The 17,822-nt window shown below is 63.7% G+C and carries 16 protein-coding genes and 1 pseudogene; 9 read left to right on the top strand and 8 right to left on the bottom strand.

Features of this window, described 5'->3' with window-relative positions:
• The first annotated feature begins 18 nt into the window (after positions 1 to 18).
• The 4 genes from AC0L25_RS10930 to AC0L25_RS10915 are packed head-to-tail and all read left to right on the top strand — an operon-like array spanning position 19 to position 5,994.
• Positions 19 to 1,098 carry an ATP-binding protein gene (locus tag AC0L25_RS10930; RefSeq protein WP_473595494.1) on the top strand — a complete coding sequence of 360 codons (1,080 nt, stop codon included), beginning with the start codon at positions 19 to 21 and terminating at the stop codon, positions 1,096 to 1,098.
• Between the two features lie 6 nt (positions 1,099 to 1,104).
• The gene (locus tag AC0L25_RS10925) at positions 1,105 to 3,363 is read left to right on the top strand and encodes a DUF5682 family protein (RefSeq protein ID WP_473595493.1); all 2,259 of its coding nucleotides are present in this window, start codon (positions 1,105 to 1,107) and stop codon (positions 3,361 to 3,363) included.
• Positions 3,356 to 4,597, top strand: coding sequence for a VWA domain-containing protein (locus tag AC0L25_RS10920; RefSeq protein WP_473595492.1), 1,242 nt, complete (start codon positions 3,356 to 3,358; stop codon positions 4,595 to 4,597). The genes AC0L25_RS10925 and AC0L25_RS10920 overlap by 8 nt, the downstream gene beginning before the upstream one ends.
• Before the next feature lie 5 nt (positions 4,598 to 4,602).
• Entirely contained in the window at positions 4,603 to 5,994 is a 1,392-nt protein-coding gene (locus AC0L25_RS10915; protein WP_473595491.1) for an FAD-binding oxidoreductase, read from the top strand.
• Between the two features lie 35 nt (positions 5,995 to 6,029).
• On the opposite strand, the gene AC0L25_RS10910 is transcribed toward AC0L25_RS10915, so the two are convergent.
• Positions 6,030 to 6,959: a pseudouridine-5'-phosphate glycosidase gene (locus AC0L25_RS10910; protein ID WP_473595490.1), complete on the bottom strand. Its 930-nt coding sequence runs from the start codon at positions 6,957 to 6,959 to the stop codon at positions 6,030 to 6,032.
• 13 nt (positions 6,960 to 6,972) lie between these two features.
• On the bottom strand, positions 6,973 to 8,100 hold the full coding sequence (locus AC0L25_RS10905; protein WP_473595489.1) for a carbohydrate kinase: 1,128 nt from the start codon (positions 8,098 to 8,100) through the stop codon (positions 6,973 to 6,975).
• Positions 8,101 to 8,272: 172 nt separating this feature from the next.
• On the opposite strand from AC0L25_RS10905, the gene murQ reads away from it, so the two are divergent.
• Together murQ and AC0L25_RS10895 are read left to right on the top strand one after the other, a co-directional pair.
• On the top strand, positions 8,273 to 9,196 hold the full coding sequence (gene murQ, locus AC0L25_RS10900) for an N-acetylmuramic acid 6-phosphate etherase (protein WP_473595488.1): 924 nt from the start codon (positions 8,273 to 8,275) through the stop codon (positions 9,194 to 9,196).
• Between the two features lie 168 nt (positions 9,197 to 9,364).
• The gene (locus AC0L25_RS10895; RefSeq protein WP_473595487.1) at positions 9,365 to 10,495 is read left to right on the top strand and encodes an anhydro-N-acetylmuramic acid kinase; all 1,131 of its coding nucleotides are present in this window, start codon (positions 9,365 to 9,367) and stop codon (positions 10,493 to 10,495) included.
• Here the strand turns inward: AC0L25_RS10895 and AC0L25_RS10890 are convergent, their stop codons facing one another.
• Positions 10,496 to 10,921 carry a GNAT family N-acetyltransferase gene (locus AC0L25_RS10890; protein WP_473595486.1) on the bottom strand — a complete coding sequence of 142 codons (426 nt, stop codon included), beginning with the start codon at positions 10,919 to 10,921 and terminating at the stop codon, positions 10,496 to 10,498.
• 192 nt (positions 10,922 to 11,113) lie between these two features.
• Between AC0L25_RS10890 and AC0L25_RS10885 the strand changes: the two genes are divergently transcribed.
• Both AC0L25_RS10885 and AC0L25_RS10880 read left to right on the top strand, forming a co-directional pair.
• Positions 11,114 to 11,653, top strand: coding sequence for a dihydrofolate reductase family protein (locus tag AC0L25_RS10885; protein ID WP_473595485.1), 540 nt, complete (start codon positions 11,114 to 11,116; stop codon positions 11,651 to 11,653).
• A 68-nt stretch (positions 11,654 to 11,721) separates the two neighbouring features.
• A complete protein-coding gene (locus AC0L25_RS10880) occupies positions 11,722 to 12,672 on the top strand; it encodes a sigma-70 family RNA polymerase sigma factor (RefSeq protein ID WP_473595484.1) in 951 nt (316 codons plus the stop codon).
• Positions 12,673 to 12,713: 41 nt separating this feature from the next.
• Here the strand turns inward: AC0L25_RS10880 and AC0L25_RS10875 are convergent, their stop codons facing one another.
• The gene (locus AC0L25_RS10875; RefSeq protein ID WP_473595483.1) at positions 12,714 to 13,919 is read right to left on the bottom strand and encodes an MFS transporter; all 1,206 of its coding nucleotides are present in this window, start codon (positions 13,917 to 13,919) and stop codon (positions 12,714 to 12,716) included.
• Between the two features lie 48 nt (positions 13,920 to 13,967).
• On the opposite strand from AC0L25_RS10875, the gene AC0L25_RS10870 reads away from it, so the two are divergent.
• Positions 13,968 to 14,507, top strand: coding sequence for an Lrp/AsnC family transcriptional regulator (locus AC0L25_RS10870; RefSeq protein WP_473595482.1), 540 nt, complete (start codon positions 13,968 to 13,970; stop codon positions 14,505 to 14,507).
• Between the two features lie 17 nt (positions 14,508 to 14,524).
• On the opposite strand, the gene AC0L25_RS10865 is transcribed toward AC0L25_RS10870, so the two are convergent.
• The 4 genes and pseudogenes from AC0L25_RS10865 to AC0L25_RS10850 form a co-directional block, all read right to left on the bottom strand.
• Positions 14,525 to 15,364 (bottom strand): GNAT family N-acetyltransferase, encoded by an 840-nt coding sequence (locus tag AC0L25_RS10865; RefSeq protein ID WP_473595481.1) that lies wholly within the window; start codon positions 15,362 to 15,364, stop codon positions 14,525 to 14,527.
• Positions 15,365 to 15,369: 5 nt separating this feature from the next.
• Positions 15,370 to 16,116, bottom strand: a complete 747-nt coding sequence (locus AC0L25_RS10860; protein ID WP_473595480.1) for an aspartate/glutamate racemase family protein — start codon at positions 16,114 to 16,116, stop codon at positions 15,370 to 15,372.
• An 8-nt stretch (positions 16,117 to 16,124) separates the two neighbouring features.
• Positions 16,125 to 16,943: an ABC transporter permease gene (locus tag AC0L25_RS10855; RefSeq protein WP_473595479.1), complete on the bottom strand. Its 819-nt coding sequence runs from the start codon at positions 16,941 to 16,943 to the stop codon at positions 16,125 to 16,127.
• A 1-nt stretch (position 16,944) separates the two neighbouring features.
• Positions 16,945 to 17,778, bottom strand: a pseudogene (locus tag AC0L25_RS10850) (ABC transporter permease); the annotation flags it as partial.
• Positions 17,779 to 17,822: the final 44 nt, after the last annotated feature.

Raw genomic sequence — 17,822 nt, 5'->3', positions numbered from 1 at the left:
TCAATCCGGAGAATTCATATGAACGCTGCCATCCGTCTCCCGGTCGAGCAAGCCTATGCCTCTGAATTGCAGGCGCTGGCGCGCGGTGACGACAGGCAAAAGCCTGCCGGCTGGAGCCTCTCTCCACAAGCTGTGCTGATTTATCTGCTGGGCGGGAAGGCCGGTGACGGCACGCCGGTAACGCCAAAATATGTCGGTCGCCGCCGGTTGATGGAGACTGCGGTGGCAACGCTCGCCACCGACCGCGCACTGTTGCTGCTCGGCGTTCCCGGAACGGCCAAGTCCTGGGTGTCGGAACATCTGGCCGCCGCCATCATGGGCGACTCGACGCTGATCGTGCAGTGCACGGCCGGCACCGACGAGAACCAAATCCGCTATGGCTGGAACTATGCGCAACTTCTGGCAAAGGGCCCGAGCCAGGAAGCATTGGTGCCGACGCCGCTCTACCGCGCCATGCAGACCGGCAAGCTCTGCCGGCTCGAGGAACTGACGCGCATGGGCTCCGATGTGCAGGACACGCTGATCACCGTGCTTTCCGAAAAGATGATGCCGATCCCGGAATTGAACACATCGATCTATGCCCAGCGCGGCTTCAACATCATCGCCACGGCAAACAACCGGGACAAAGGTGTGAATGAACTCTCCTCGGCGCTCAAGCGTCGCTTCAATGTTGTTGTGCTGCCCTTGCCGGAAGACATGGCTGAAGAGGTGGCGATCGTCTCCAAGCGGGTCGATGAGATGGCCGGCGGGCTCGACCTGCCGGTGCCGAAAAATGTCGGCGAGGAGATAGCTCGGGTATTGACCATCTTCCGCGAATTGCGGTCCGGTGCGACCGCCGACGGCAAGGTGACGCTGAAGACGCCTTCGGGCTCGCTGTCGACCGCCGAGGCGATCGCGACGATGGTTGGCGGCCTGAGCCAGGCGGCGTGGTTCGACAGCGGCAAACTCGGCGCGGAAGGTCTGGCCGCCAGCCTTGTCGGCGCGATCGTGAAAGATCCGGTCCAGGACAAGATCGTGTTGGAAGAATACCTGGAAACGGTGCTCAAGAAGCGGCCCGACTATGCCGGCTACTATGCGGCCTTGAACGCAGCGATCTGACGCGCCATGGGGCAGAACGACGTCGCCTATTTCGGCATACGCCATCACGGGCCGGGTTCCGCCGACAGCCTTGTGCAGGCATTGCAAGATTTGCAGCCGGTCGCCGTGCTGATCGAGGGGCCGATCGATGCCTCCGCGCTGCTGCCCTTGCTGGCCCGCCCGGAAATGCGGCCGCCGGTAGCACTGCTTTGCTATCCGGAGGAGGATCCGGCTTCGACAAGCTTTTGGCCATTCGCCGAGTTCTCGCCCGAGTATCAGGCGGTCCTTTGGGCCGTGGACAACAAGGCGGCGTTGCGCTTCATCGACCTGCCATCGTCGGCGCGCTTTACCGCAGAGACGGCCGACAGCACAGAAGAAGCCGATGCCGGCGAAGCGAAAGAAGCAAGCGAGCATGATGATGTGGCTTCACATCGGCGTGACCCGATAGGCACGCTGGCCCGCGCCGCCGGCTATGAGGATGGCGAAAGCTGGTGGTCGGACGTCATCGAGCAGAATCCGGAACCAGGCCCGATATTCGCGGCCATCTCCGACGCGATGATGACGCTGAGGGATGGTGAAGGCTCGATCGCGCAGTTCGAGGCCCAGCGCGAAGCGCATATGCGGCTCGAAATCGCTGCGGCGCGCAAGGAATTCGACGGACCTATCGCCGTCGTCTGCGGGGCGTGGCATGTGCCGGCATTGCAGGCGACACACACGCAGAAAAACGATCAAGCCCTGCTTAAGGGGATTGCAAGGCGCAAGAGCACGATGACGTGGGCACCGTGGACGGGACCGCGTCTGGCGCTGGGCTACGGCTATGGCGCGGGCGTCGTCGCACCCGGCTGGTGCAAGCATCTCTGGCGCACGCGCGGCCGGCGCGATGCAGCAACCTTGTGGCTTGCAATGATTGCAGCGGTGCTGCGGATGAAGGGTCACCTGGTCTCGACCGCTTCGCTGATCGAAGCGGAGCGGCTCGCCCGCACGCTCGCCGCGATTCGCGAGCGGCCGAAACCCGGGTTTGAGGAATTGCGCGACGCCGCGATTGCGGCTCTGTTCAATGGCGAAGCGTTGCTATGGGCCCTGGTCGAGGCCGAGCTGCTTCTGGGCGCGGACGTCGGCGAAATTCCACCCGACACGCCGTTGGCGCCATTGATCGAGGATCTGCAGCGTAACCAGAAGGCGGCGCGGCTGAAGCCCGAGGCGCTGGAGCGGGAACTATCCGTCGACCTGCGAAGTGACAGCGGGCTGTTTCGTTCGACATTGCTGCATCGGCTGAACGTGCTTGGTGTGCATTGGGGCAAGTTGACGGACGCCGGTCGCAGCCGTGGCACCTTCCGCGAGCGGTGGACCCTGGCCTGGGAGCCGGAATATGCCGTTCGCCTGGTGGAGAACCTGATCTACGGGCCGACCATCGAAAAGGCTGCCAACGGCCGCCTGATCCAGATGATCGAAGCGGCAGCAACCCTCGATACGCTTGCGGCACTGGTCCAGGGCGCCATCACGGCAGGCCTGTCGGAAGCATCGACGGCCGGTCTCGCGGCCCTGGAGGCGCGCGCGGCGCGCAGCAGCGAATGCCTGGAGATTCTGGCCTCGATGCCGCCGCTCGCCGACATCATCCGCTACGGCGAGGCCCGCAAAACGGAGACGAACCGGCTTTCCGGTCTCATGGAGCGGCTGATCGTCGAAGGTGCGATCGCGCTTCCCTATGCGGCACGCGACCTGGATGAGCAGGCCGCCGCGACGCTGGCTAGCGCGATGCGCAAGGCCGATGAGGCGATCAGGCTGGTCGAGCCAGGGGAAGACGTGCTGAACGGATGGCGCAACGGGCTGGCTGCCGTGCTGGAGGGGTCGCGGGCGACGGCGCTGCTGGCCGGATGCGCCGCGCACCTGCTCTACGAGGCCGGCCGCCTGTCCGCCGAAGCCGCTGCCGGGCTGCTCGGGCGACGCCTGTCGCCGGGCACGCCGGTCACTGAAGCGGCAGGGTTCTTCGAGGGCTTCTTCAGCACAGCCGGTCAACGGCTGATCTATGACGAAGGTCTGCGCGGCGCGGTCGATTCCTGGCTCAAATCTCTCGACGAAGATGCTTTCATCGCGCACCTGCCGTTGCTGCGCCGTGTCTTTTCCAATCTGGACAGCATGGAGCGCCGGCGGCTGATCGAAGCGGTTCTCGGCCGTGCCGCGCGCTTGCCGGCTGGCCTGACGCCGACGCCGGATGGCGGCGAGGCATGGCGCCGACACCTGGAACGGCTTGGACCATTGCTCATGGGAGGAAACGGCAATGGATGACGAAGGCGAAATGAACGGGCCCGGCCCACTCACTGCAGATGCCGGAAGGGAGCGCCGCTGGCGCCTGGCGATCGGCGCCGATGACGAGGCGTCGGCGGCACTTTCCAGCGACGACAAACGACTTTCGGCGGCACTCGATGCTCTCTACGGCGATGGTGCCAGCGCGGCGGCCAGTGACCCGCGCAAGCGGCGTGGCGGGCTTGGCCGCTCGGCACCGCGGGTTGCGCAATGGATGGGCGACATTCGCTCCTTCTTTCCCGCGCAGGTCGTTCAGATTGTCCAGAAGGACGCTTTCGAACGGCTGGACCTGAAGCAGATGCTGATGGAGCCGGAGTTCCTCAAGGCGATCGAGGCGGACGTCAACCTGGTCGCCGACCTGATTTCGCTGCGCTCGGTCATGCCGGCCAAGTCCAAGGACATCGCCCGCACGATCATCGCCGACATCGTCGCCAAGCTGATGCAGAAGCTGGAACAGAAGACCGCCGAGGCGATACGCGGCGCGCTCGACCGATCGAAGCGCACCAACCGTCCGCGTGCACGCGATATCGACTGGCAGCGCACCATCTCGGCGAACCTTCGCCACTACCAGCCCGAGCACAAAACCATCGTGCCGGAGAAGCTGGTTGGTTTCATGCGCAAGCAGCGCCGGCTGGTCGATCTTGACGAAGTCGTTCTCTGTGTCGACCAGTCCGGCTCGATGGCAAGCTCGGTGGTCTACGCCTCGATCTTCGCGGCGGTGATGGCCTCGCTGCCGGTCGTGCGCACCAAGCTCGTCTGTTTCGATACGGCCATCGTCGACCTTACCGAAGAACTCAGCGATCCCGTCGAAGTGCTGTTCGGCGTGCAGCTTGGCGGCGGCACCGATATCAACCAGGCCGTCGCCTATTGCACCGACCGTATCGAGCGGCCAACCAAGTCGCATCTGGTGCTGATCACCGACCTCTACGAGGGCGGAAATGGCCAGGAGTTGCTGCGGCGGCTGGCGGCGCTGGTTCGATCCGGCGTCAATGTCGTCGTGCTTCTGGCACTGACCGACCAAGGCCGGCCCGGCTACGATCCGGCAATGGCAGGTTCGGTTGCTGCACTTGGCATTCCGGTCTTCGCCTGCACGCCGGATTTGTTTCCGGATATGATGGCGGCGGCATTGCGCCGGGAAGATATCGGCGCTTGGGCGGCGGGAGCCGACATCAAGCTGGTTCGCGCCGAGGCCGAGGCGCCTAGGGCGAACGCGTGAGCCCCATGTCACAGAAGGTTGCCGAGCTCCTGTCGCGGCTGGAAAAACGGCTGGACAGATCAGCGATCGTTTCGGCCGACGAGGCCGGACCGCGTTACAGGGAAGATCCCGACGGCAAAGCCGGCGCACCGCCGGCGTTCGTCCTGCGCCCGCGCACGGCCGGCGAGGTGTCGGACATACTGCGTCTGTGCAACGAGGTGGGGCAGAGGCTTGTCGTCCAGGGTGGCCGAACCGGGCTTGCCGGTGCGGCTCGCATCCAGCCCGGCGAAGCGGTGCTGTCGCTGGAGAGCATGACGGCGATCGAGACCCCCGACCGCGAGGCGGCAACGATCGTCGCCGAGGCCGGCGCACCACTGCAGATGGTGCAGGACGCGGCCGATACGGCCGGCTTGCTGTTCGGCGTCGACATCGGCGCGCGCGGCACGGCCACGGTCGGCGGCAATGTCGCCACCAATGCCGGCGGTATCCGGGTGCTGCGCTACGGCATGTACCGCGCGCAGGTGCTCGGCCTGGAAGCGGTACTTGCCGATGGCAGCATCCTGACGTCGCTCAAGGGCTTGTCCAAGGACAATTCGGGCTATGATCTCAACCAGCTATTCATTGGCAGCGAAGGCACGCTGGGCGTCGTCACGCGCGCCTGCCTGCGGCTGCACCCGAAGCCGGCCACAGAGGTCAACGCCTTCTGCGCGCTTGCCTCGCTCGACGCGGCGATCGCGCTGCTCGGCCTGCTCAGGCAGAAGCTTGGACCCTTGCTCTCGGCCTATGAGGTGAATTTCGCACCGCTCTATGGCGCCATGGTCGCCGGCATGGACGTGCCGGCGCCGCTGCCCGTCGGCTCGCCCGTCTATGTGCTCGCCGAGATCCAGGGCAGCGAGCCCGATCGCGACGGCGAACGTTTTGCCGCTGTGCTGATGCAGGCGGTCGAGGACGGCGTGATCGACGACGTGGTGGTCTCGCAGTCGCCGCGCGAATTCCGCGCGCTATGGGCGGTGCGAGAGGACGCCAATCGCTTCCTGTTTTCGATAAAAGGCCTGGTCGGCGTCGATGTCAGCATCCCGCTGGCGCGGATAGGGACTTTCCTGCGGGAAGCTGAAGCGGCAATCCAGGCCGTTGACCGCAACGCCGACATCTACGTCTTCGGCCATCTCGGCGATGGCAATCTGCACTATCAGGTCCGCACGGTGGATCCGGCGGCCGCATACGACGTCGTCTATCGGGGCGTCGCTGCGGCCGGCGGCGGCGTCTCGGCCGAGCATGGCATCGGCCTCGACAAGAAGGAATGGTTGCACCTCGTGCGCAGCGATGCCGAGATCGCGGCCATGCGGCGCTTGAAAGCGGCTTTCGATCCGAACAATATCCTCAATGCCGGGCGGGTTTTCGATCTCGGGCCCGCCTGAAATCGAAGGCCGGTAGCGCCGGCCGGGTGCTGAGCCTATCTGGCCATGCGCTTCAACCGCGCATGCGCCACGGCAATGCGGGCAGCGAGCGCAGCGTTGTTGCGGACCAGCGCGATATTGGCCTTCAGGCTGCGGCCCTGCGAAAGCTCATTGATGCGGGCGAGCAGGAACGGCGTCAGTTCCTTGCGCCCGATGCCGCGTTTCTCAGCCTCTGCCACCGCTGCCGTGATCGTGCCGTCGATGAAGGCCGGATCGAGTGCATCCACTTCCGGAATCGGATTGGCGACGACGATGCCGGTGCCCGAGCCGATCTGCTCGTGCAGCAGCATGGCCTGCGCAATCTCCTCCGGCATGTCGAGGCGGTGATCGGCTTTCAGTCCGCTGGAGCGCGTATAGAAAGCCGGAAAATCGTCGCTCTGATAGGCAATCACCGGCACGCGCTGGGTCTCCAGATATTCCAGCGTCTTTGCAATATCGAGGATCGATTTCACGCCGGCGCAGACGACGGTCGTGCCGGTCTGGCCGAGTTCGGTCAGGTCGGCCGAGATATCGAAAGTGGCCTCGGCGCCACGATGCACGCCGCCGACGCCGCCCGTCGCGAAAATGCCGATGCCGGCGAGTGCGGCGATCCGCATCGTCGCCGAAACCGTGGTTCCGGCCGACCCGCCGCCCACCATGACGGCGGCGAGGTCGCGCCCGGAGGCCTTGGCCACGTCTTTTGCCGCTGCCAGCTGCTCCAACTCCCGGTCACCGAGCCCGACTTTGATCTTGCCGGCGACCACCGCGATCGTGGCGGGCACCGCACCGTTCTTGCGCACCACGGTCTCAACGCCCCGCGCTGTCTCCAGATTGGCAGGATAAGGCATGCCGTGGGTGATGATCGTCGATTCCAGCGCCACCACCGCGCGGCCTTCACGAAGTGCTGCCGCGACTTCGTCGTTCAGGTGGAGAAGGGAAGGTTTCATCGTCATTTCGCTTTCAGGCTTCGGCTCGCGTTAAGGCGGAAATGCGGTGCATGCCGGCGGTGAGGAAGCGCGGCGACAAATCGGGATGAACACTGGATTCGCTCTCGGTGGTCAGCGTGGCGAGCAGCGCCCCGGTGCGCGCCGCGTGAGCTACTGGATCTCCCGAAAGTACCTTGTACAAGGTGCCGGCAATCATCGCGTCGCCGGCGCCGGTGATGTCGACGGCGCGGGCCGGGACGGAGCGCATCGTCGCCACGCCGCTTTCGGTCGCCACCGCAAAACCATGCGCGCCCATGGTCACGATCACCTCGCTGGCGCCGGCCGCGCGCAGCGCCGCAGCAGCCTCCTTCGGCTTCAGCCGCTTGTCGGCATCGGTGATGCCGAGCATCGCGTTGGCCTCGTCGTGATTGGTGAACAAAAGGTCGATGCCGGTCAGGTCCTTTGGCAGGCGCGCCGATTTCGGCGACGAGACCGTGTCGACGGCGAGCTTGAAGCGCGCGCCCTGCTTGCGCGACATCAGCGCTGCGATCGTTGCAGCCGGCAGGTTGCAGTCGATGAACACCCATGTCGCCGAAGCCAGATGCGGCCAGAAGCGGTCGAGATAGGACGACGAAAACAGATCGAAGATCTCCATGTCGGCGATGCCGAGCACGAGATCGTTGTTGAGGTCGAGGATCGCTGCATATTCCGCCGTTGGCCGCTGCGTGGTGGTGATGACCTGGCTGACGTCGGCGCCGAGGTCGCGCAGATGCCGCACCAGCGAGCGGCCGGTTTCATCGTCGCCGACAATCGAGACGAAGCTTACGTCGAGGCCGAGGCGGACGAGGTTCTCGGCGACGTTGCGGGCAACGCCGCCGAAGCTGCGATAACCGTCGACCGGGTTCGACGTCTCGAAGATCAGATCCTTCTTGGCGTGGTACTTGCGGTCCAGAACCGCGCCGCCGATGCAGATCATGCGCTTGGAGGCCGGCAACACATAGCCACGGCCGAGAATGTAGCCCTTGTTGACGAGCTGCACGATGTGGGCCGCGACGGTCGAGCGGGCAATGCCGAGCGCGGTCGCTATATCCTGCTGGCCGGCGAAAGGGTTCGCCGCGATGAGATCCAGCACTGCCTGTTCCTGTGCTCCAAGGTCGTCCATCGCCTCACCCGGCCCGCGCAATTCATGGCTGGACTTTGATCAACAACAGATGATGTTGTCAACATTTGTTTGGATTAACAGGGTCCGCCAATGCCAGCCGCTGGTACTGGTCAACGCTTGGCGCCGCATCACATTACTTGTTGCCGATGGCGAGAAGTTTGAAAGTAAGCGGATGAATGAACAGGAGTTGATGTCGGAGCTGGAGCGGTTGGTTTCCGAGGATCGGAACCCGAGGACGATGGATATCGACCTGTTGCCGACCATCGAAATCCTGCGCATGATCAATGACGAGGACAGCGGCGTTCCGGCCGCCGTCGAGAAGGTCATTCCGGAAATTGCTGCCGCGGTAGACCGGATCGTTAGTGCGTTTCAAAAAGGGGCGCGGCTTGTCTATATGGGCGCCGGCACGAGCGGCCGGTTGGGAGTTCTCGACGCCTCGGAGTGTCCGCCAACATTTGGCGTGCCCGAGGACATGGTGCTCGGCCTGATCGCGGGCGGCCCCAAAGCGCTGGTGCGGGCTGTGGAAGGCGCCGAGGATGATCCGCAACAAGGCATGAAGGCACTGCAGGGCATCAAGTTGACCGCCGACGATGTAGTGGTCGGCATCGCGGTCAGCGGCCGCACACCCTACGTCATCGGCGGCTTGACCTATGCAAGGCAGGTGGGAGCAGCGACCGTGGCGCTTTCCTGCAATCCCAGGTCAGTCATTGCCGGCATTGCCGACATTGCCATCTCTCCGCTTGTCGGCCCCGAGGTTCTCGCCGGCTCGACCCGGCTGAAGTCGGGAACCGCGCAAAAGCTGGTTCTCAACATGCTGACGACAGCCAGCATGATCCGGATCGGCAAGAGCTATCAGAACCTGATGGTCGACCTTAATCCCAGCAACAAAAAGCTCGTCGCCAGGGCGGTTGGGATCGTGATGCAGACCACCGGCTGCACAGCGCAGCAGGCACGACGGGCGCTCGGCCAGACCGGCAAGGACGTCAAGCTGGCGATACTGGTGACAATCACCGGGATGGGCATCGAAGAGGCGCGGAAGGCGCTCGACAATGCGGGCGGGTTTCTGAGAAAGGCCATAGGCGAAAAGACGCTGTGAAGCCGCCTGGATACCGGGATACTTGGTATACTGGTATACAGGACGGATCGACTTCGACAAAGGCAAGGCATGACCTTGCTCACCAACCGGATCCATCCCACACCTCAACAGCGGGATTATCGAATTCGCCAATCGGTTGGCGATCTCGTCAACGGAGCCTAACAAGTGATGATTGCGAAAAGTGGGGAACCAATCTGGGCCGTCGGCCTGATGACCGGCACCGTGCTGGACGGCAATATAGATGTTGCGCTGATCAAAACCGACGGCGAGCGGATCGCGGATTTCGGCACCTACACGCTGGCGCCCTACCCGAGATCAATCCAGACGCTGCTGGAGGAGACGCTGCGCCAGGCCAGGACCTGGAGTTTCACCGGGCCGGAGCCGGCAATCTTTCGCGAAGCCGAAGAAGCGCTGACGCGCGCCCAGTCGGCGGCCGTCAAGGATCTGGTCGAAAGCTACGGGCTGACGATGGCCGATATCGGCGTCGTCGGCTTCCATGGCCAGACCGTGCTGCATCGCGCCCCGCAAGTCGGCCGGCTCGGCCAGACCCGCCAGCTCGGCGATGGCGAGTTGATGCATGCCATACTGGGCACCAAGGTCGCCTACGACTTCCGCTCGGCCGACATGCGCGCCGGCGGGCAAGGGGCGCCGCTGTCCGCGGCCTACCACGCCGCGCTGCTGCGCGATGCCGATACTAGCGGCGATACGGCGGTGCTCAATCTCGGCGGCGTCGCCAACATCACCTGGTGGGACGGCAAGGACAATGTCGTCGCCTTCGACACCGGACCGGCCAATGCGCCGTTGAACGATTTCATCAAATCGAAAGGGCTTGGCGAAATGGATCGCGACGGCGCGCTCGCCCGCGACGGCACTGTGGACGAAGCCCGGCTGGCCAAGCTCCTGCAGCATCCCTACCTGGCCAAGCCCTACCCGAAATCGCTGGACCGGTTCGATTTCGGCGCGGCCATGGCGGATGGGATGAATGCTGAGGACGGCGCCGCACTGCTGACGGCCTTCACCGCCGGGGCCGTCGGCAAGGCGCTCGACCTCCTGCCGCACCGGCCGAGGCGGCTGGTGGTCAGTGGCGGCGGCCGCCATAACCCGACGATCATGGCCATGCTTGCCAGCCGCGCCGGCGTCGAAGCCGTGCCGGCGGAGGCGCTCGGCTGGAAGGGTGACGCGGTCGAGGCGGAGTGCTTTGCCTTCCTTGCGGTCCGCGTGCTCAGGGGCCTGCCGATCAGCTTCCCGACCACCACCGGTGTGCCACAGCCGATGCGCGGCGGGCGCCTTGCCGGCTGATCAAGGCGACAATTTCTTCTGCAGGAAGACGCGGCTGCGGCCGACGGGAAAATCGGGAAGCACGCCGAACGGCCGATATCCCTGACGCTCATAAACGGTTGCGGCTTTCGGATTGAAAGTGTCGATCAAGACGCCATGACAGCCGCGTGCGACGGCTTCCTGTTCGGCTGCGTCCAGCATCCTGCCGGCCATGTGCCGGCCGCGCAGTCGCTCATCAACCCAGAGCCACTGCACATAGAGCCAGCCCCAGGCGGTATATCCCGAGATGCCGCCGACAACCGCACCGTGTTCGTCGCGCACGAATACGGCGAGTGCCTTTCTGTTGGTCGGACCGACGTCGCTGTCGTTGAACGCGCTGAGTCGCTCCCCGAGAAAAGCGAGCGCTTTCGGCGACGGGTCGGCGGTGGTTTCAAGCGTCGTGTTCATCACAGGTCCAGACGAGTTCACAGCCGGATATCGCCAAGCGTTAACGAAGGACAAGACGGGCAGGATTGCAAGCTGCGCCGCCGCCAGAGCCCGGGGGCGACGGTCAGCCAAACCCACACGCAGCGTGAGCCGCGTATCCAAAACCCAACCAGGAACGTCTCAACCATGGACTCTGCGCATCAGGAGATATGAATGAGAAAATTGATCGTGGGCAGCTTCATTTCGCTGGATGGCGTCATCGAAGCACCAATGGACTGGGCCTCCCCTTTCTTCGACGACGAAGCCAGGGAGCGTTCCTATGAAAAGGCCGGCGAGGCGGATTTCTTCCTGCTCGGTCGCGTCACCTATGAGATGTTTTCGACGCGCTGGCCGCAGGTCAAAGGCAGCAAGTACATGGATCGGATGAACGGGCTGAAAAAATTGGTTGCATCGCGAACCCTCAAGGAGGTGAGCTGGAACGCCGCGCTGATCGAGGGTGATGTCGCCGCCGAAATCGCCAGGATCAAGCAACAGCCCGGTGGGAACATACTGAAATATGGGGTAAGCAATCTCGACCAGACACTGCTCGCCAATAGGCTTGTCGACGAGTACCAGCTCTCTATCGTGCCAACCCGCGTGGGACATGGCAAACACGCTTTCGACGATGTCGATCCGTCCCTGGTCAATCTGGAGCTGGTGGGCACGCATCGGTTCAAGAACGGTGTCATCACGCTGACCTATGTCCCGCGATGACCCGCGAGCTGTCGGGTGGCACGTATCTTTTTCCCGACGCCGTCGTCTTGGGTGTTGGCCGGCAAGATATGCGGGCCAGACGTGCCTTACGGTCGGATACGATGAAGATGCAACCAAGACTCTCCCCTACCGGGCTCTTTGACGCTCGCTATGCCGCGTTCTTGGAAACGATTGCGTATTTGCGAGGACGGCTGCACCGCTACTGCGCACGCATGACAGGTTCGATCCTGGACGCCGAGGACGTCATGCAGGAAGCGCTGTTCGAGGCCTATCGGAAGATCGAGAAGCTTGACGACCCAAGCGCCCTTCGCCCTTGGCTGTTTCGTATCGCACACAATCGCTGCATCGATTTCCTACGGAACCGGCAGGTGCGCGAGCGTGCCGAAGCAGGCTTCGTCGAAGAGGAGATCATCCTGCCCGTCGAGCCGGCGGGCCGGGGCGCCGACCGCGCGATCGAACGGCTGGTGATCCACCTGCCACCCAAGGAGCGCGCCTGTGTCCTGCTCAAGGACGTCTTCGACTATTCGCTGGAAGAGATTGCCGATCTCGTCGGCTCGACGGTGGGCGGCGTCAAGGCGGCTTTGAGCCGCGGCCGCTCGAAGCTGGCCGCGCTGCCGAGCGGGCCAATCGTCCGCTCGGAGCCCCAGCGCGATCCTGAGATCTCAAGATTGCTCAATCGCTATGTCGAACTTTTCAACCGCCGCGACTGGGACGGGGTGCGAGCTTTGACGAGCGCCGATGCCCAGCTGCGGGTCGCGGATTGCTTCAGGGGCCAGCTTTCGGAGTCACCTTATTTTTTCGAGTATGAGAAGGCGCAAGTGACCTGGAAGATGGTAATGGGCGAAATCGATGGCGAGGCGGTGCTGCTCGTGCTTCACCCGAGCGAGGACGGCTGGAAACCGGCCCATCCAGTTCGGGTCGAAGCCGCCGACGGGATCATCAATCGCATCACCGACTATTATGCCTGCCCTTGGATGATGCCGGAGGCCGGCAAGATTGTCATTGCCAACCCGACGTGAGGTCGGAGCACGTCGGTCCGAACTTGCGTCAGGCCAGCCAGTCAACCGTCGGCGGCGTCTTGCCCACCAACTGTCAAGCGCGGCGAATGCCACGCCGCCGCCGAAGCGGCAACCAGCATGAGCAGCGCTGCGACCATTGCAGATGCCGCAAAACCAAAGCTGGAATAAAGCGGCCCGAAGGCGGTGGTGCCGACAAACACCGCGAGATAGGTCACCGCGCTGTTCAGGCCCATGATCGTGCCGCGCCGCGCCGGATCGAGCGCCGAGAGGCGCATCACCAGGACGTTCAGCCCGAAATGATTAGCAAGGCCCCAGAGCGCGACCATCGCGATGGTCAGATGGAAACTGCTGCTTGCCACGGCAAGCGCGACATAGACGATCGCGACGAGCAGATAGGCGAACGGCATGACGCGTCGCGCGCCGAGGCGATCGATCAAACCGTCAAGAAGTGCCGCCATGCCGAAACCGGCGCCATAGGCGAGCGCGGCCAAGCCGTTGGCACTGACCGGCCGTCCCAAGCCGTTGTGAAGATGATCGCCAAGATAGCCATAGACGCCGTAGAAGGCGGTCATGAAGGCGCCGCAGGCGACCAGAAGCGGCACTATGCCGGGAACGGCCAAGGCGCCGAGCGGCGTCGGCGCCGGGCCGCTTTTCCTGACATCGTTCAGCGACGTCAGCGTAAGACCGGTCAATGCAAGCGCCGCAAGCACTGCGACCGCCGCGAAAACAGCACGCCAGTGCAGCAGATCGGCAAGCACCGCCGACAATGAGACGCCTGCCACCATGCTGAGCGTCCATCCGGTCAGCACGACGCCGATCGTCCCGCTTTCGCGTCCAGGGGGCGCGATCGCCGCGGCGCTGGCATAGATTGCGGGCATGGCGATACCGGCGGCGATGCCGGCGAGAAGCTGGGCCGCAACCAGCGACGTTACCGTCGGCGCAGCGGCGCTGGCGAGGAGCGCTATCGCCAGCAGCAGCAAGGCTGCTTGCAGCATGCGGCGGGCGCCGAGCCGATCGATATAGCGTGCCAGGAACAAGGCGCTTGCGGATGTGCCAAGACCGAACGCGGCGGACGCGATCATGACGGCCGGCACGCTCGTCGCAAACGACGCCGCCACCGCCGGTGCTATCGGACCGAGGACCAGCGAGTTCGAGCCGATCACCGCGATGCATCCGGTGAGCAGATAGGCGAGCGCCGGGATAGGCGCTCTTGCCGTCAATGTTGCGACTTGATCACTGTTCGTCATACGACGATAATCGCCGTATTAAATTCTGTATCAATAAGGAATTTCATCATGGATGAAGAAACAGATGGCGTTCCGCAGAACAGGCCTGCTGCCCGCGATGTCGACGCAACCGACCGAAAAATATTAGGCGTTCTGGTCGACGACGCCACGATCAGCTATGCCGAGCTCGGTGATCGCGTCGGCCTGTCGCCGCCGGCAGCGCACGAACGGGTGAAGCGCCTTCGGCGCAGCGGCGCCATCCGCAACACCGCGGCCATCATCGATCCCAAGGCGGTGCGCAAGCCGTTGCTTGCTTTTGTGCACATCGACACCAAGGGCTGGGGAAAGACCCCCGAACTGATGGCTATTTCCGAGCATCCCGAAGTTGAGGAGATTCATTCGGTGGCCGGCGACACATGCATGCTGATCAAGGTCCGCACCGAGGACACAAGGGCGCTCGAAGGCCTGCTGTCGCGGCTTTACGAAACGCCTGGCGTCACCTCGACGCGAAGCTATGTGGTTCTGTCGACCTATCTGGAGCGGCCGGTGCAGCCCGGGATCACGACGGAATGGCCGGCGCCCCGACACATGGCCAAGCCGCTATATTAGGGCCATCCTGCGTCCAATCAACCAAGCTCCAGGGTCGTTATTGCAAAGACCCCGGATTGCGCTGACTGCGGCGCTTTTCCCTTGTACATTCGAGCTGTTTCGAAGCCCGGTTGAAGGCCGGCGGACGTCAGCCGAACTGCAAATTGCCCGCTGGTCTCGGGCACGTCGAGATGGACATTTCCGGGTTCGGAGATGCCAGCGAGCGCGGCGAAGAGACGACTTGCCGCGTCCAGGCTGTTGGAAAAAAGCGGCCCGATCTTGCAACCGTCGCGGCATCGGCGCGCGACGCCGTATCCTTCGATTACGCCGTCCCTAACGATCGCCAGCGCCATGTGCGGCGGGCGCAGCCAGTGTTCCAGGAAGGATCGCCTCGGAGCGGGAAAGAACCGGCTGTCATAGTCCAGGACATCCAGTAGGAGCTCCGGTTCGATGGCGCGAATATCACTACCGCCGGCGGCTTCCCGACCATTCGGCGATCCGACGAACCGGATCGTCCGGTAGACCGGCGCAAAGCCCATGCTGCGGTAGTTGGCCTGCTGTTCGACGACACCATCGAGGCCGATTGTACGGTTGCCGAGCCGCGCCATGCCGGCGTCCCAGACTGCCTTGCCATGGCCCTCACCGCGCCGGTCCGGCCGACAGATGTAGAGGCCGATGAAACCGAAATCGTCGCCATAAGCCACAGCAGAAATACCGGCCACCATCTCGCCATCGACAAAGGCGCCGATGAAGCCCTCGGGATCCGCTGCCTGGAACGCCACGGCATCGCCAACACCGGGATTCCAGCCTTCCGCTGCCGCCCAGTCGACAAGGGTTTCCACCTCGTCAAGTGCGAGCGTTCTGATCGTTCGGCGCATTGCGGTCACTCGGCGGCAACAGATCCGGGGGCGAAGGATTTCAATGCGCCACGATAAGGCTTTGCCAGTGGGCTTGCATAGGCGCCACGCTTGGACGTCGACAGGCCAAGCGCAATCAAGGCCTCGGCCTGCTTGACCGCTGCGCCGACGCCGTCGATGACCGGAACGCCGAATTCCCGCTGCAGCGCGGCTGCGAGATCGGCCATGCCGGCGCAGCCGAGCACAATGTCCTCGGCGCGATCCTCCTCGAGTGCGCGCGCGATCTCGCCCCGTAGTTTCAGGATCGCGTCCGATGCCGGGTCTTCGAGGGCAAGAACCGGAATGTCGGCGGCGCGCACGCGTGCCCGCCCGGCCATGCCATAGCGCTGCACCAGCCCTTCGACCGGCACGCGCGAGCGCTCGGTCGTGGTGACGACGGTGAAGCGCTGGGCGATGAACGAGGCCGTGCTAAGCGCTGCCTCGCAGATGCCGATGACCGGAATGTTGGCCATGGCGCGCGCGGCATCGAGGCCGGTGTCGTCGAAACAGGCGATGATCGCGGCCTGCGCGCCCGAGCGCTCGCCGGCGGCGATCTCGACCAGAAGGCCCGGCACGGCAAGCGCCTCGTCATCATAGCCTTCGATCGAAACCGGACCCATCGACGAGGTGACGGCGACGATTTCCGTCTGGGCGCCGGCCACGAGCCGCGCCGCCGTTGCAATGGTTTGGGTCATGCTGGCGGTGGTGTTCGGATTGACAACGAGGATTTGCATTGCGGTTCTCAAGCACGCGCCCGGCGGCGGCCGACATAGACGATTGCGCCAAGCGTCAGCAGGATCACCAGGAAGGAAAATACCGTCGTCACGGTGCCCAGCGCATAGAGCACCGGCGTCGTCACATTCGTCGTCATGCCGTAGATTTCGAGCGGCAACGTGTTGAACGTGCCCGAGGTCATCAGCGTGCGGGCGAACTCGTCATAGGACAGGGTGAAGCCGAACAGGCCGACGCCGATCAGGCTGGGCGCGATCATCGGCAGCACGACATGCGCGAAGGTCTGCCATGAGGTCGCGCCCAAATCCCGCGCGGCCTCCTCATAGGCCGGCGAAAACCGGTTGAAGACGGCGAACATGATCAGCACGCCGAAGGGCAAGGTCCAGGTCAAATGCGCCCCGAAGGCAGACGTGTACCAGGCGGGACGAAAGCCGATCTGCTGGAAGACGACGCCGATGCCGAGGCTAATGATGATCGACGGCACAACCAGGCTGGCGACGGCCAGGTAGAACAATGCGGTGGCGCCGTGAAATTTTTGCCGGAAGGCAAGACCGGCAAGCAGTGACACGCCAACGGTCACGATCATCACCATCAGGCCAAGGATGAAGGAACGTTTGAAGCTGCCGCCGAAATCGCCGACCGCCTGGCGCTCGAACAGATTGGCGAACCAGTGCAGCGAAACGCCGTTCAATGGGAATGTCAGCCCGCCATTCTCGCCCTGGAAGGAGAGGATCAGGACCGCCGAGAGCGGGCCGTAGAGAAACAGCACGAAAACGGCGAAGAAGGCCGCCAGCACGTAGAATTCGAGGGGGCGCTTGTCGTGGCTCACGTCACAGCTCCTTGCGGATGTCGACGATGCGCAGGATGCCGGCGACCATCAGCAGCACCAGCACCAGCAGCACGACCGCATTGGCGGCGGCCGCCGGATATTGCAGCAGCGACATCTGGTTCTTCATCATCAGCGCGACGGAGGCGCTCTGTCCGCCGGACATCACCTGCACCGTCGAAAAGTCGGCCATCACCAGCGTGACGACGAAGATGGTGCCGATTGCCATGCCCGGCTTGGCAAGCGGAATGACGACGTTCCACAGGACCTGCCAGCCGGACGCGCCGGCATCACGCGCGGCTTCGATCAGCGACTTGTCGATGCGCATCAGCGTGTTGAAGATCGGCGTCACCATGAACAGCGTGTAGAGATGCACCATCGCGAGCACCACGGCGAATTCGGAATACAGCAGCCATTCGATCGGCTTCGGGATCAGCCCGATCTCAACCAGCGTCGAGTTGACCAGCCCGTTGCGGCCAAGCACCGGAATCCACGAAATCATGCGGATGATATTGGAGGTTAGGAACGGCACCGTGCAGACCAGGAACAGCACCATCTGCATGGCTGTGGTCCTGATGTGGAAGGCGAGGAAATAGGCGACCCAGAAGCCGATGAACAGCGTCAGCGCCCAGACGATGGCGGCATATTTCAGCGTGTTCAGATAGGTTTTCCAGGTGACCCAGGAGCCGAGCGTGTCGGCATAGTTGGTGGTCAGGAAATCCGGGTACATCGCCGCGAAATCGTAGTCCCAGAAGGAGACCACGGCGATCATCAGGATCGGCAGCAAAAGAAACGCGCCGAGGATCAGCGCCAGCGGGGTCGCCTGGAGGTAGGGGACGAGGCCGCCGATCGAGAACCAACGGCGTCTGGTGGGTTTGGCGG

The organism is Mesorhizobium sp. WSM4813 (assembly GCF_055811555.1).
Note: the sequence above shows the minus strand (reverse complement) of the source record. Positions and strands in the feature narration are given on the sequence as shown.

Coding starts and splice junctions, on each gene's coding strand:
- AC0L25_RS10865 (WP_473595481.1), bottom strand. CDS start 15,364: ATGCGCCGAACGATCAGAACGCTCGCACTTGACGAGGTGGAAACCCTT.
- AC0L25_RS10920 (WP_473595492.1), top strand. CDS start 3,356: ATGGATGACGAAGGCGAAATGAACGGGCCCGGCCCACTCACTGCAGAT.
- AC0L25_RS10925 (WP_473595493.1), top strand. CDS start 1,105: ATGGGGCAGAACGACGTCGCCTATTTCGGCATACGCCATCACGGGCCG.
- AC0L25_RS10910 (WP_473595490.1), bottom strand. CDS start 6,959: ATGAAACCTTCCCTTCTCCACCTGAACGACGAAGTCGCGGCAGCACTT.
- AC0L25_RS10875 (WP_473595483.1), bottom strand. CDS start 13,919: ATGACGAACAGTGATCAAGTCGCAACATTGACGGCAAGAGCGCCTATC.
- AC0L25_RS10895 (WP_473595487.1), top strand. CDS start 9,365: ATGATTGCGAAAAGTGGGGAACCAATCTGGGCCGTCGGCCTGATGACC.
- AC0L25_RS10890 (WP_473595486.1), bottom strand. CDS start 10,921: ATGAACACGACGCTTGAAACCACCGCCGACCCGTCGCCGAAAGCGCTC.
- AC0L25_RS10915 (WP_473595491.1), top strand. CDS start 4,603: ATGTCACAGAAGGTTGCCGAGCTCCTGTCGCGGCTGGAAAAACGGCTG.
- AC0L25_RS10885 (WP_473595485.1), top strand. CDS start 11,114: ATGAGAAAATTGATCGTGGGCAGCTTCATTTCGCTGGATGGCGTCATC.
- murQ (WP_473595488.1), top strand. CDS start 8,273: ATGAATGAACAGGAGTTGATGTCGGAGCTGGAGCGGTTGGTTTCCGAG.
- AC0L25_RS10870 (WP_473595482.1), top strand. CDS start 13,968: ATGGATGAAGAAACAGATGGCGTTCCGCAGAACAGGCCTGCTGCCCGC.
- AC0L25_RS10930 (WP_473595494.1), top strand. CDS start 19: ATGAACGCTGCCATCCGTCTCCCGGTCGAGCAAGCCTATGCCTCTGAA.
- AC0L25_RS10860 (WP_473595480.1), bottom strand. CDS start 16,116: ATGCAAATCCTCGTTGTCAATCCGAACACCACCGCCAGCATGACCCAA.
- AC0L25_RS10880 (WP_473595484.1), top strand. CDS start 11,722: ATGCGGGCCAGACGTGCCTTACGGTCGGATACGATGAAGATGCAACCA.
- AC0L25_RS10905 (WP_473595489.1), bottom strand. CDS start 8,100: ATGGACGACCTTGGAGCACAGGAACAGGCAGTGCTGGATCTCATCGCG.